This is a genomic window from Microcoleus sp. FACHB-68 (genome assembly GCF_014695715.1).
In the GTDB taxonomy this organism is placed as follows: Bacteria; Cyanobacteriota; Cyanobacteriia; order Cyanobacteriales; family Oscillatoriaceae; genus FACHB-68.
Window position 1 is genome coordinate 95,358 of sequence record NZ_JACJOT010000013.1, and the last position, 12,463, is coordinate 107,820.

Sequence of the window (12,463 nt, forward strand, 5' to 3'; positions counted from 1 at the left end):
CAATGTAAGGGCCGGTTTTGCAGATAAATTAACACTCAAAACAGGTCTCTACCACTTCAGCGTTATTCCTCAAACCAGCTAGATCGCCACGCCGCCTCTGCTTCTGCAACTGCCCGTTCTCGCTGCTTTTTCTGATAGTCGCGTCCGAGTTGAGTTGCCTTTGCTGAAAGCTTGCGAATTTGGTTGCGACCGGCCATGACTGTTGAATCGGCAAATTCAATCTCAGACAAGCGCAGATGAATGGCTAGCAGTTGAGTCATCGTGGAACTAGACTCCTGAGAATTTTCGGTTTCCACCAATAAGTTTAATAGGTTGGGCGGCCCTGCCACGGCCTCAGCGGCTTCTGCTTTCATCGCCGCTTCTAGAACGGGTTCGGGCAATTTCTTGGAGATAACGCCCGCCTGTTGTAATACTCGATTTGCTCGGCGAGAGGCTGTTTGCAGGGTTTTAATGATGGATTTTTCGATTTTCTCTTGCCACTTTGCCAGTTGCGCCGGGTTGTTTATCGGGCCGGTCGGTTCATTGCTCAGTGCTGTAGACGTCGGGGTGGCCGATATTTCTGTAGGTTCTAAGTTTAACTCGGTTGTGAAGACAGCTTCTAAAGGGCTGCTGGCTGATGCTTCTGGCTCACTTTGTACAGACAGCGGATCAAAAGGCGTCAATGGCTCTGTTTCTGGGGGTTCGAGCAGTGTAGCCAGCCCAAGTGTAGGCGGCGGCGGTGCCGGCGCTGGGTTCGCTGTTGGGAAAAGTAACGCCGTGAGCAGCTGTTGTTGAGCCTTCTCGGCTACCTTCCGTAGGTCTTGCTGTAGTTCTTGCCGCTGGCTGTAAGAAAGCTTAAGAAATGCCTCTGGATGGCCTTGGGTGCAAAGGTGATAGCCGGCTAAAATTAACTGCTGCCGCACAGCTTGCCCAAAGGCTGTCAAATAGTTGGAATAGGTACTATAAAATTCTTGTGCGAGTTCTGCAACCGCTTGCTCCAACTCTGCAATATCCCGCTCAATTTGCTCAAGTGCTTTCGCCATAACTTCCAGAATTCAGAAGATAGAATGCAGGAGCCAGAATTGCTTCTGAATGCTGAATTCTGACTCCTGATTCTTATTATTTGCTACCCATTTGAGCAGCCACTTCTTCAGCAAAGTTGCTCTCTTGCTTTTCGATGCCTTCACCCAGCACAAACCGCACAAAGCGACGCACCTGGATATTTTCACCCAGTTGGGAGACGGCTTGCTTCACCAATTCTTCAACGGTGATATTTTGATCCCGAATATAGGGTTGATCCATCAAAGACATCTCTTTCAAGCGCTTCTCAATCCGGCCTAAAACGATCTTTTCTTTGATATTTTCTGGCTTGTTCCCCAAATCGTCGCGGCCCATTTCAATCGCTTTTTCCTTCTCGGCCACGTCTGATGGGATCTCGTCTACCTTCACGTACTCTACGTTCGGGCAAGCGGCAATTTGCATGGCAATATTGCGCACCAAGTTTTGGAACTCTTCGCGACGGGCCACAAAGTCGGTTTCGCAGTTAACTTCTACCAGCACACCAACTCGACCGCCGGTGTGGATGTAGCTGCCGACCAGTCCTTCTGCTGCCACGCGTCCAGATTTTTTATCCGCTGAGGTGATGCCTTTTTGCCGCAGCCATTCACTCGCTTTGGCTAGATCGCCATCATTTTCTGTCAGCGCTTTTTTGCAATCCATCATGCCAGCGCCGGTTTTTTCACGCAGCTCTTTGACGATTTTCGCAGATATTTCCGCCATCTTGCCTTAATCCCTACTTGAATCTGTTAACAAGTACCACGATACAGGCGCTTAGGCTAGAGACTAGAAGCTAGAGTCTAGTCTCCAGTCTCTAACCCTAGCGTCCTTATTCCTCAGTTTCCTCGTCGTCGGTCTCGGTATACGAGTCGCCTTCATAGCTCTCGTCATCGTCAAACTCGTCGTCGCTATCTCCGTAGTCCTCGTAGTCCTCTTCGGCTACGGTGTCGAGTTCACCATGACGCCCTTCATAGATGGCATCAGCGAGTTTGCCTAATATTAGCTTAATCGACCGGATGGCATCGTCATTCGCCGGAATCGGGATATCTACCACATCGGGATCGCAGTTCGTATCTAACAGCGACACAATGGGGATATCTAACTTCTGGCACTCTTGTACTGCGTTGTATTCCCGCTTCTGGTCTACGATCACCACGATATCTGGAATTTTCCGCATACTTTTAATGCCGCCCAGATATTTCTGCAATTTGCCCAGTTCGCGGCGCAGCATGGAGGCTTCTTTTTTGGGTCGCAGATCGAGTGCGCCGGTTTCTTCTAGGCGTTCGAGTTCTTTCAAGCGATCCACACGACTTTTGATCGTCGTCCAGTTGGTCAGCATTCCCCCCAACCAGCGTTGGTTGACGAAGTATGCACCGCAGCGTAAGGCTTCTTGAGCGATAATACCGGCAGCTTGACGCTTTGTGCCCACAAACAGAAACTTCTTGCCCTGCTCTGAAGAATTCCGCATATAATCGTATGCATTTTCTATCAGTTGGGCGGTCTGCACTAAGTCTATGATGTGAACGCCGTTACGCTCTGTGAAGATATAACGGGACATCTTGGGATTCCACCGGCGGGTCTGATGCCCAAAGTGAACCCCTGACTCTAATAGCTGAGCCAATGAAACGACTGCCATGACTTTTCAATCTCCTAATTCGGGTTAACCTTCCATCCAGGCGGATTTCCCTAAGGAAACACCCGAAACCCTGGATGTGTGAGATTAGACAACCTTATTAGGTTAACACAAGTCGGTTGCTTGTGAATGGAAAGTCTCGCTGAATAACAATACATGAGGTAATTCCCAAGCCGGTTATGACTGGCCTCTTAAAGATTCAATGATCTTATATTAAACTTTTGAAAAAAGTTTTTAAGAGGAGATAAAACCACAGATGATAGCGCAGCGGGCCGTTAAGCGTAGCGGGCCGTAGGCATAAGCATACACAGATAAACACAGATGATAGCGCAGTGTGCTGCCGGTATAAACAAAGGATATTTTCAATACGAGTCTGAGCTATTAAAATAGTTACTGTCGTAGCGCAATATTTATCTTAATTTCATCAAATTAAAAAATATTAACTTATTGTTTGTGCTGGGCTTCTGCATAAGCGGCATAAACTCCTTTTACGTTGTACCAGTTGAGAAAAATTCGGGCAATTTCTAAAGCAAGCTGGGGTTTCCCTTGGTCAATTAACCATTGCAAAAACGCCGCCATTGTGCGTTCGTTGAGGGTGCCGCCGAGAGAAAGAATTCCCCAAAGCAGCCGATGCAACCCCGTCATTTGAATCATCATTCGTACTTCCCAGGTGGGATGTTTCTGATAAAACAAAACACCCATACGACCCCGTTGAATTTCTTTATCAATTAAGTTAGGAAGCTGGGATAAAGAGAAGGGTGGATGCCAGTGATAGCCCACAGCATCAGGACATTTAATGAGTTTTAATCCTAGTTGTTTGAGTCTGACACCGAGTTCTAAATCTTCCCATCCGTAGAGTTGAAAGCGGGTATCAAATAAGCCGGCTTTCTCTAACCATTGACGGGAGATGGCGACATTGCCGGTGGCAAAATAGGCGGCTGAAAAATCGGTGAGTTTGTAAGGTTCAGAGGTGGGGTTATCAAAGTTGCAAGTATTGATAACGCGTCCGTAGGTAAAGACGCGATCAAATTCCTGAGTTCCCTGAACGAGTGCGTCTGCGTGTGCTTGCAGGAAAGTTTCAGTAACAACTAAATCGCTATCAATAAAAATAATTGTGTCACCGGCAGCCTTTTCCACCCCCAAATTCCTCGCAGCAGCCGGCCCTTGGTGGTTTTGAGAAAAGGTGCGAACGTGGGGAAACTCATCTGAGTGTTCCGCCAACCATTCTAAGGTGCGATCGCTTGAACCATCATCGACCACCACAACTTCATAGCCGGCGACAGCGCTATTACGAATAAGCTGCTGACATTCCAAAGCTTTTAGGCACTTTTCTAGAATAGGCCGGCGATTATAAGTGGGAATAACAACGCTGAAAAACACGGTGTCTCAGTTATCCTTTGTTTTCTTTAGTTGCCAATAGCCGGCATTATACAATTACGACCGGCAGCTTTGGCTTGGTAAAGTGCTTTATCGGCACAGCGGTAAAGCAGTTGCAGATCACTACCCTCCAGAGGATATTCCGCCACACCGGCACTGAACGTCACCGCAAACTCACTACCATTTGAGTCAGGAAACAACTCCTGCCGCCATAAAGCTAAAAATTCCACCAACCGTGCCACCCCATGTTTTTTCGTCATGCCGTACATTCCCACAATAAACTCTTCGCCGCCCCAACGAGCCACAACATCTTCACTGCGGAATGTCCGCAACAGCATTTCTCCCAGCCGGCGCAACACCGTATCGCCGGCAGCATGACCGTACGAATCATTAACCTGCTTAAAATGGTCTAAATCTATGATCGCGAAGCACAGAGGTTGATTGTACCTGTCTCCTAGACGCAATAACTGGTTAAGATCCTGAATTGACTTGCGCCGATTTGCCAAGCCGGTCAGCGGATCAGTTTCCGCCATAGTCCGCAGTAGCTGAGTCCGCTCTAAACGGTTGAGGATGCGAGTCACCAGTTCTGGCCCTACCACCGGCTTCGTCACATAGTCATCGCCCCCGCAAGCAAACACCTGATGCACCGTGTCAGCATCCGTGTGCGCCGTCAGGAACAGCACCGGCAGACCACTCCAGCGCGGTTCATTCCGCACCACCTGACACAGTTCAATCCCACTTAACTGAGGCATTTCAACATCTAGAATCAGCAGATCGGGCATACAACTTTCCAGAGTATCCCAAAACTGGTGGGGATCTTCTAAAGCCGTCAGTTTAAACCCCCAAGGTTTCAGTAACGTTCGCAGTGCCGCCTGCACATGAGGATCATCATCCACTATCATCACTTTCGACTGGTGCGTGTGAAAACGCTGTAGCACATCCACTACAACATCTGTGATTTGAGACGATGAAACCGGCTTTTGCAAAAAAGCACGTCCGCCCCGGCGGGCCACTTCCAGCCGATCAGCAAATCCATCTCTGCCGGTGATCACCAACACCGGCAGAGATGGCGAACGGTTGGTCAGTTCACTGAGCAGCTGCAAGCCTTCAGAAGCCGTCTCAGCAGAGGAAAGATCAAGCACCACCACATCAGAATTTTCGCTAGCAATTGCATCTCTGGCAGTCGTCCAGTCTGGAGCGACTTTTGAGCGCATCCCCAAAGCGCGAACCTCTGTCACCAGTTGTTCAGTCAGTTGTTCGTCGCTTTCAATCACCAACAGCACCGAAGGCTCATTGGAAGAAGTGGAAGGTAATTGTGCCGGCGCAGGGCTGCGCTCAAGTGGCTTGTGTTCAAGTTCTGCCCGCAGTGCCCTGACTAACTCAAACAGTTGCGGCACTTGGTCTTGACTCACCGAACCCGAAAAAAACACGTGTTCCAACTTCTGGGCCAGTCTGGAGCCTTCTGGAAAACCATAGGTGCCTAACGATCCGCTCAGTTTGTGGGCTGCGTGTCCAGCGTCTTTGAGCAATTCATCACTCAGCCGGCCTTTTTCCAGCGCAACGATTGCATCCTCTATAACATTTACGCGGTTTTTGATTGGGCCTTTGAATTGTTCCCACAGCCGGTTGACAGCCGCTTGCGTTTGCTGCTGGGTTGCTGAGGGGACACTTGGAGCCGGCGCGGTGTTGAGTGTTAAGGGTTTCGCAGCCGGCCCAAGGGTTGTAGCCGTGCCGCGCGTTCGCCCTGAGTGCCGGTTTGAAGCCTCAGAAGCGATTGAATGGGAGACTTTTAACGGTTCATTCAACCCCCCTGAATCTTCACTACGCGCAGTATTGAGGGGCTTGAGGCGATAACCCAAACCATAAACCGTCTCGATCAAATCAGTGGGAGCACCGGCTCCTTTAAGCTTCTGCCGCAAACCTTTAATATGTGCTCTGACTGTTTCCTCTGCCGGTGGTTCTTCAAACGACCACAACTGTTCTAAAATAGCACTGCGACTAAAAACGCGCGTGCTGTTTCGCAGAAACAGTTCTAACAGTCCGTACTCCTTCGGTGTCAGATGCAAGACTTGCTCTTCATATTTGACCTCACAAGTGCTGGGATCAAGGTGCAGTGAACCCCACTCCAGTACCAGGGGCAACGGAGAACTTCCCCGGCGTAGTAATGCTCGAATACGAGCGACCAATTCTTGAGGGTCGAAAGGCTTGACAACGTAGTCATCAGCGCCGGCATCAAATCCCATGACCTTATCATCACTGGTATGCTTCGCCGTTAGCAGCAGAATCGGCATACTCATCTTTGCAGCTCGTAAACGCCGGCAGAGACTGATCCCATCAAGATTAGGCAGCATCACATCTAGCAAGACCAAGTCATAAGTAAACGTTTCTGCTAAAGCCCAACCTGTTTGGCCATCTGGGGCCACATCAACCGTGTGATGTTGTTCTGTGAGGACTGCCTGCAGCACTAGCGCGAGGTGTTCATCATCCTCTACGAGTAAAATTTTCATCGTGGGAAGACCGCCTAAAATCTTGAGAGTGGTTTGTCTCCCAGCCGAGCCAGTTCAGGCTGCGTGCAGCAAGGATCGCTCTTAGCCCATCTTAACTCTGCTTTCGGGGTGGCGCGGCAGCCATGCACACAAATCGAAAATAATTGTTAAACAATTTGGGAAGCCTCACCAGCTTGGGTAAGACACTGCCGGCTTACTTAGTTAGGGTTCCCCATCTGGTGGCGAGGGCATCGCTTGAGATTGAGCGGCTTTTTTTTGTTTGATAAACTCTTGGAGGGCAAAGCGGCGATTGGTCATAAAGCGGTTCCAGAAACCAGGAAATAAGGTATCCATCGTTTTAGCAATTGACCAGACTTCGATAGCCATCATGTTATAGAACAACCGATCTGAGCTTTTAAGCGCTTCGATCCACTGTTCAAAATTCAAGACCGAACTCGATTCAGGCTCGTCTGCTAAAGGTGGGGGTTCTGGTTCATCCAATTTGGATTGGGGCATCGCGGTCGCGTAGCGTATGCTCTTAGCATACCGCCTCAAGGTTGAGACAATTGTATAAAAGCGCTTTTTGAAACGCTCAGGTTAAGCATTCCCGGCTGATCCCCAGCCGTCAGAGGTCAGTCGTTTGTGGCGCAAAAGGTAACTGACATCTGGGGGCTAACAGCGGTACGGGCGGGTGCGAGAAGTGCGGGCAAGCAACCCTTCGCCCCTACTTAGCAGACAATCAGTCGGTCAACGCGCACCCGCCCGCCACACAACTGACAACTGACAAAGCACATATCTCAACATGAAGCAACGCTCATTTTTTTCTGTCTTGGCAGCTTTTGTACTGGTGCTGCTGCTAATCAGTGCCGGCGGTTTTTACGGGTTGATTAGCAACAGCCCATTGGCTCTTTTTCGCGGGGGGGCAACTGCACCGGCTGCCGCGATGTTTGTGCCTTCCCAGGCACCTGTCATGGTATCTTTGCTGGTCAATCCAGAACAGCTTGATGCCTTTGGGCAATTGGCCGCACCGCCGGCACAACGTAGGCAAACGCGTGCTGAACTCGCCCAGTTCAAAGATAGTTTACTTGCCAACACGGGCTTAACCTACGATCGAGATGTCCAACCCTGGCTGGGAGATGAAATCACCCTGGCTGTTACCACGATTGATATTGATCGCAATCCCCAAAATGGCTCTGCGCCGGGATATCTCCTAGCGCTTGCCACGAACGATCCAGAACGCAGCCGGGAATTTTTACAGCTGTTTTGGGGTTCTAAAGCGAACGCCGGCACTGATTTAGTCTTTGAACCTTATGAAGGCACGACGCTGATTTACAATAATCGCGCCAAGTCTGAACAAGGCGGCATTGGTGCGGTTGCGAGTGCAGTGGTGGGTGATCAATTTGTCTTGTTTGCCAACCATCCGAAGGTGCTGCGCGATGCGATTAATAACGTCCAGGCACCGGATTTAAATCTGAAAAGTTCCAGTTCCTACCGGCAGGCTTTAGATCGTCTCACCCAGCCTCGAATTGGCTTGACGTTCTTTAATTTGCCCCAACTGGCTGCGTTAAAAAGCCCTGAACTGGCGGTGCTCGGTTCTGAGTCTGACAGCGTACCGGCTTCAAATGAGACGGTGGCCATTGCTCTGGGATTGAACCGGCAAGGTTTACTGGCACAGGCTGCTTTACTGCTCAAAGATCCGCAGCAGATACCGGCAGCGCCTGCTTTGGAAAAGCCGGTTGAGGCATTGCGTTATATTCCGGCATCCGTGGGGGCACTCGCTGCCGGCAGCGATCTGCGCCAACTCTGGACTCAGATTTCTGAAGGTTTATCGAGTGATGATCCCCTGCTGGATTTAATTGAGCGACCGTTGAGCCTGCTGGGCAATCGCTGGGGCATTGATTTGCCGCAGGATATTTTCAGCTGGGTACAAGGCGAATACGCTTTGGCGCTGTTGCCCCGATCCCCGGATGCTGCCAATCGTAATTCTCAGGGTGATTGGATTTTTGTGGCAGAAAAATCGGCTGACGCTTCCCCAAGCATTGAGCATCTAGATGACATTGCAAAGCAGCAAGGATTTAGCATTGGCTCTGTGATGCTGGAGAATCAACCGATTTCTGCTTGGACTAAACTGAGCACTGCCTCATCTGATGCCTCGAATGCCGGCCCTCTGACACTGAAAGCCCAAGTGCGAGGCGTACACGCCTCGGTGGGTAAATATGAAATTTTTGCCTCCAACCTTGAGGCGATGGATGAAGCCCTCAAAGCTGCTCAGGGCGGTTCTTTACTCACCAGTTCCACCTTCCAGCAAGGAATTGCGCCGCTACCCCAACCGAATTACGGGTATGTCTATCTTGACTGGCCGGCCTCTCGGATCATTGTCGAGCGGCAATTACCCCTGCTCAGGCTGGTGGAATTAGCAGCGAGACCTGTGTTTCAGCATTTGCGCTCACTCAGTGTTAGCAGTACAGGTGGCGAAGCCGGTGTTCGCCTGGGTGATGTGTTTATCAAGCTGGGAGGCTGAAGTTATTATCCTCGCGTCCGGGCGTGAGAAATGCTAAATCTTTGCTTAAAAGCGGGTTAAGCAGCAAATAATGGCTGCGCCTGACGGGTTTTGAAGTGAATTTGACTTCAAAGCCCTTTTTTTCTGTTTTTTACCGGCTTTCCTTAAATTTTTGCTGCCGGCTCGATCTTCACTTTTTATTTACGATTGTCTGAACCGGCTGTGAACTCTCACTTTGCGCTGTAGCGAGAAAGTTAGCAATCTTGAATCGGGGTCTTTTAAGTATTATTACTTAAGCACATTTTTTAAATAGCTGACTAGGATCAATACAGGAGAGGAAAAAAAAAGCAATACTCTCTCGGCTGAAATTTCAGCGAATCGCCCTACTCCTTTGGGAGAATTTTATGATTCGACTCTTAGTTGGTGTCTTGGTATTTGTCATCAACGTTCTCTACCGTAACCGGCCTTATCCGCGTTTTTACGTGCTGGAAACAGTCGCACGAGTTCCCTACTTTGCTTATATGTCGGTTCTCCACCTTTACGAAAGCCTGGGTTGGTGGCGCAAAGCCGACTGGCTGAAGGTGCATTTTGCCGAATCTTGGAATGAACTTCACCACCTTTTGATCATGGAATCTTTGGGGGGTAACAGCCGATGGACAGATCGGCTTCTGGCTGGGAGTGCGGCGCTTGTTTACTACTGGGTCGTTGTCGCGCTTTATATCGTGAGTCCTCGTGCTGCCTATCACTTCATGGAGCTTGTAGAAGGGCACGCTTATCACACTTATGATGAATTCTTGAAAACAAACGAGGCGACGCTGAAAGCTCAACCGGCACCGCAGGTAGCTGTCGGTTACTACCGCGACGGCGATCTGTATATGTTTGATGAGTTTCAAAGCTGTAGTGTTGCCCAGTCACGGCGTCCCAAAGTCGATAACCTTTATGATGTGTTCGTTAACATCCGCGATGATGAAGCAGAACACGTTAAAACAATGGTGGCTTGCCAGCATCCAGAGGCTCATAAGACGTTCCACAGCCCTCACTCATTGGTTTCCAGCCGTGCAGAGGTTGTGCTGCCGCCCGTTGAGGAGAATATAACTGAACTGGTAAGGTGAGAAAAATAAATTTTGCAGCGTGAATAGCAGAAAACTCTGGATTTTCAGGCTTTAGAAGTCATTGAAGAATGAAGGGTGAAGAGATAATCTTTTCACCCTTTGTTATTTTTTAAGATGGTAATTTTAAATAAGTTGGAAGATTTCTCGCGGGCAAGATGCCCGCACTACTTCAGGGCGATGATCATTAACCCCTCAGAGAGGATTGTTATATTAAGAGAAAAGTCTAACTGCTCATTTTTAACTTTTCATCTTTCATTCCAAATCCTTATCCAGGAATTCCTTTTCCGCTCGTGTTAAGTAATGCGTTCTTATTGCACCTTTTGCGCTTCACAGAGACTGATTAGAATAGGGGGTAGTCACAGGGGCACCACCCCTACAGAAATCAGGATTGAGCATCACTCTTCTACCGGCACCTAGCCACGCTTCACCCTTCACTTTTTAAAGTAAGTTTTGAAGATTTCGTGAGCGATGGGGGCAGCCGCAACTCCACCGTAGCCACCATTTTCCACGACTATAGCAATCGCAATTTCTGGATTCTCTGCCGGCCCAAAGGCAACATAATTAGCGTTGTCTTCCTGTCCGGGGACTTCAGCAGTGCCGGTTTTACCGCCGGTGAGGGGAATTGAACCATCATTGAGTTGCTGGCCGGTGCCTTTTTGGACAACTGCAATTAGTCCTTTGCGAATGGCATCAATGGTTTCAGGTTTGAGGCCGCTCGGTTCGGGTTTGGTCACCGGCGTGTTGGTTTGAGAAGCCAGCAGATGGGGTTTGACGCGCTTGCCACCGTTGGCAATTGTCGCCACCATCACAGCCATTTCTAAGGGTGTCGTCAGAACCAACCCCTGGCCAATGGACATACTGACTGTATCACCGGCATACCAAGGTTCACCATAAAGCTGCTCTTTCTCTGCCGGCGTCGGTAGAGAACCGTGATTACCGCCTTCAAGTCCTAAAAGGTTCAAATCGGTTGTCTCACCGATCCCCAGCCGTTTTCCCCATTTCGCAATCTCTTCTGGGCCGGCTTCTATGCCAAGTTGATAGAAAAAGGTGTTGCTGCTGTATGCAAAGGCGTCTTCAAACCCAATCACGCCAAAACCGCCCCCATGTTCGTGGAACGAGATGCCACCAATGGTTATAGAATCGGCAGTCGCCACGTATGAGTCGGGTGCGAACTTGCCTGACTCCATAGCGGCGGCAGCGGTGACGATTTTAAAGGTGCTGCCGGGAGGGTAGCCTTGAAGTGCTCGATTTAGGAAGGGATTGTCTTTATTTTGCAGTTCATCCCATTCAGCGGCGCTGACCTGACGGGTGAACAGGTTGGGATCAAAGCTTGGCCCACTTGCCATTGCTAAAACAGCGCCGGTTTTAACATCCAATACAACGACCGCGCCTCGACGTTGGGCGAGGGCTTTTTCAGCGGTTTTCTGGAGTTCCAGGTCTAGGGTTAATTGTAGCGGCTCTCCTGCGACGGGATTTTCCACGCCGGTTTCGCGCAATTCTTCACCGCTAGCATCCACCTCGATTAGACGGCTGCCCCAAACTCCACCTAGCTTAGAGTTGGCCATGCGTTCGATTCCCATTTTGCCGACGAGCATCCCCATCGGGTACTCTGGGTTGGCTTCCAAGTCTTCTTCGCTGGCTTCCCCGATGTATCCGAGGACATGGCCGGCTAACTCAATGGTGGGATAGTAACGGCTAGATTCAGGACGAATCTCGACCCCCCGAAATTCTGTTGCTCGTTCTGCCAGCGCCACGAAAGCATTTTGATTGATATTCGGGCTGATCCGCACCGGCATCGTCGATTTAAAACCGGCTTTCTGTAATTTTGCCAGGATCTGCTCGGCAGGAATATTCAGCAGAGGACTCAGCTGTTGCGCTGTCTGAGTCCATTGGGTTGCTAGTTGTTCCTTGGGCCACAAGTACACGGCGCGAGATAGCCGGTTTGCTGCTAACAGTTTGCCTTTTCGGTCGAGTATATTGCCGCGTTCAGAGCGGATCGGGACTAGCCGAATGCGGTTGCCTTCGGCTTTTTGCCGGTTCTGTTGGCCTTGTACAAGTTGCAGATGCGCCAGACGAACAACGTAGCCGCCCATCAGGAAACTTACGAGCAGCATCATTATAATTCCCTGATGTGTTCGGTGACGCCGGCGCTCTGCTTCTCGCAGCAGGCTCGTGCTAAATCCACGCTCTCCTGTGTCAAAAAAAAGTCCGCTAGCCATCTTTAGCGCATCCCGGACAGGACTTGTAACACTGCCGGCTTCAATCTGTTGTTTTTGATACATTCCGCTGCTCAGTATGCTTAATATTTTTGCCAGCTGTT

Annotated in this window: 9 protein-coding genes; 2 read left to right on the top strand and 7 right to left on the bottom strand. The window is 49.8% G+C overall.

The features are described from left to right. Positions 1-62 precede the first annotated feature (62 nt). The 6 genes from H6F73_RS18205 to H6F73_RS18230 form a co-directional block, all read right to left on the bottom strand. Positions 63-1,022, bottom strand: a complete 960-nt coding sequence (locus H6F73_RS18205) for a hypothetical protein (protein ID WP_190760201.1) — start codon at positions 1,020-1,022, stop codon at positions 63-65. A 76-nt stretch (positions 1,023-1,098) separates the two neighbouring features. Beyond that, a complete protein-coding gene (tsf, locus tag H6F73_RS18210; protein WP_190760202.1) occupies positions 1,099-1,758 on the bottom strand; it encodes a translation elongation factor Ts in 660 nt (219 codons plus the stop codon). 106 nt (positions 1,759-1,864) lie between these two features. After that, the gene (rpsB, locus tag H6F73_RS18215) at positions 1,865-2,671 is read right to left on the bottom strand and encodes a 30S ribosomal protein S2 (protein WP_190760203.1); all 807 of its coding nucleotides are present in this window, start codon (positions 2,669-2,671) and stop codon (positions 1,865-1,867) included. A 441-nt stretch (positions 2,672-3,112) separates the two neighbouring features. Further along, a complete protein-coding gene (locus H6F73_RS18220) occupies positions 3,113-4,048 on the bottom strand; it encodes a glycosyltransferase (protein ID WP_190760204.1) in 936 nt (311 codons plus the stop codon). Between the two features lie 26 nt (positions 4,049-4,074). Beyond that, complete coding sequence (locus H6F73_RS18225; protein ID WP_190760205.1) at positions 4,075-6,552, bottom strand: response regulator; 2,478 nt, start codon at positions 6,550-6,552, stop codon at positions 4,075-4,077. Positions 6,553-6,753: 201 nt separating this feature from the next. Continuing rightward, entirely contained in the window at positions 6,754-7,047 is a 294-nt protein-coding gene (locus H6F73_RS18230) for a hypothetical protein (RefSeq protein WP_242072538.1), read from the bottom strand. A gap of 286 nt (positions 7,048-7,333) precedes the next feature. On the opposite strand from H6F73_RS18230, the gene H6F73_RS18235 reads away from it, so the two are divergent. Both H6F73_RS18235 and H6F73_RS18240 read left to right on the top strand, forming a co-directional pair. Further along, a complete protein-coding gene (locus tag H6F73_RS18235) occupies positions 7,334-9,052 on the top strand; it encodes a DUF3352 domain-containing protein (protein ID WP_190760206.1) in 1,719 nt (572 codons plus the stop codon). A 383-nt stretch (positions 9,053-9,435) separates the two neighbouring features. Continuing rightward, positions 9,436-10,143: an alternative oxidase gene (locus H6F73_RS18240; RefSeq protein ID WP_190760207.1), complete on the top strand. Its 708-nt coding sequence runs from the start codon at positions 9,436-9,438 to the stop codon at positions 10,141-10,143. Positions 10,144-10,574: 431 nt separating this feature from the next. On the opposite strand, the gene mrdA is transcribed toward H6F73_RS18240, so the two are convergent. Then, entirely contained in the window at positions 10,575-12,425 is a 1,851-nt protein-coding gene (mrdA, locus tag H6F73_RS18245; RefSeq protein ID WP_190760208.1) for a penicillin-binding protein 2, read from the bottom strand. Positions 12,426-12,463 lie beyond the last annotated feature (38 nt).

Excerpts from the sequence above, each read along its gene's own strand:
- H6F73_RS18205 (WP_190760201.1), bottom strand. The coding sequence starts at position 1,022 with ATGGCGAAAGCACTTGAGCAAATTGAGCGGGATATTGCAGAGTTGGAG.
- H6F73_RS18225 (WP_190760205.1), bottom strand. The coding sequence starts at position 6,552 with ATGAAAATTTTACTCGTAGAGGATGATGAACACCTCGCGCTAGTGCTG.
- H6F73_RS18230 (WP_242072538.1), bottom strand. The coding sequence starts at position 7,047 with ATGCCCCAATCCAAATTGGATGAACCAGAACCCCCACCTTTAGCAGAC.
- H6F73_RS18240 (WP_190760207.1), top strand. The coding sequence starts at position 9,436 with ATGATTCGACTCTTAGTTGGTGTCTTGGTATTTGTCATCAACGTTCTC.
- tsf (WP_190760202.1), bottom strand. The coding sequence starts at position 1,758 with ATGGCGGAAATATCTGCGAAAATCGTCAAAGAGCTGCGTGAAAAAACC.
- rpsB (WP_190760203.1), bottom strand. The coding sequence starts at position 2,671 with ATGGCAGTCGTTTCATTGGCTCAGCTATTAGAGTCAGGGGTTCACTTT.
- H6F73_RS18235 (WP_190760206.1), top strand. The coding sequence starts at position 7,334 with ATGAAGCAACGCTCATTTTTTTCTGTCTTGGCAGCTTTTGTACTGGTG.
- mrdA (WP_190760208.1), bottom strand. The coding sequence starts at position 12,425 with ATGTATCAAAAACAACAGATTGAAGCCGGCAGTGTTACAAGTCCTGTC.